The sequence below is a fragment of the Williamsia limnetica genome (genome assembly GCF_003217475.1).
Classification (GTDB): domain Bacteria; phylum Actinomycetota; class Actinomycetes; order Mycobacteriales; family Mycobacteriaceae; genus Williamsia; species Williamsia limnetica.
Window position 1 is genome coordinate 1 of record NZ_QJSP01000052.1, and the last position, 1,154, is coordinate 1,154.

1 protein-coding gene is annotated in these 1,154 nt (G+C 63.6%); it reads left to right on the forward strand.

Features of this window, described 5'->3' with window-relative positions:
- On the forward strand, positions 1-1,154 hold a 1,154-nt coding region (locus DFR67_RS30145; RefSeq protein WP_110473123.1), incomplete at both ends, for an acyl-CoA dehydrogenase.

Below are 1,154 nucleotides of genomic sequence, written 5' to 3' on the forward strand. Positions count from 1 at the left end.
ATGGCCGGCAACCCCGATTTCGATTTGTTCAAGCTCGGTGAGGAGCACGACGAGTTGCGTGCGGCGATTCGGGCGCTTTCGGAGAAGGAGATCGAGCCGCACGCGGCGGATGTGGACGAGAACTCCCGGTTCCCGGACGAGGCGCTGGCGGCGTTGACGGCGTCGGGGTTCAACGCGATCCATGTGCCCGAGGAGTACGACGGGCAGGGCGGGGACTCGGTCGCGGCGTGCATCGTGATCGAGGAGGTCGCGCGGGTCGATGCGTCGGCGTCGTTGATCCCGGCGGTGAACAAGCTGGGCACGATGGGTTTGATCCTGAAGGGTTCGGATGAGCTGAAGCAGCAGGTGTTGCCGTCGATCGCCTCGGGTGAGGCGATGGCCTCGTATGCGTTGTCCGAGCGTGAGGCCGGTTCGGATGCGGCGTCGATGAAGACCCGCGCGAAGGAGGACGGCGACAGCTGGGTGCTCAACGGCAGCAAGTGCTGGATCACCAATGGTGGCAAGTCGAGCTGGTACACGGTGATGGCGGTGACCGATCCGGACAAGGGTGCGAACGGGATCTCCTCGTTCATGGTGCACAAGGATGATCCCGGTTTCACCGTGGGCCCGTTGGAGAAGAAGCTGGGCATCAAGGGCTCGCCCACGGCGGAGTTGTATTTCGAGAACTGCACCATCCCGGCCGATCGGATCATCGGCGCACCGGGTACGGGGTTCAAGACCGCGCTCGAGACGCTTGATCACACGCGGCCGACGATCGGTGCCCAGGCGATAGGTATCGCCCAGGGCGCGTTGGATCAGACGATCGCCTATGTCAAGGATCGTAAGCAGTTCGGCAAGTCGATCAGCTCGTTCCAGGGTGTGGAGTTCATGATCGCCGACATGGCGATGAAGATCGAGGCCGCGCGGCTGATGGTGTACACCTCGGCGGCGCGTGCCGAGCGTGGGGAGAAGAACCTCGGGTTCATCTCCGCGGCAGCGAAGTGTTTCGCCTCCGATGTGGCGATGGAGGTCACCACCGACGCCGTGCAGTTGTTCGGTGGTGCCGGGTACACCCGCGACTTCCCGGTGGAGCGGATGATGCGTGATGCCAAGATCACCCAGATCTACGAGGGCACCAACCAGATCCAGCGCGTCGTGATGTCCCGCGCACTCCT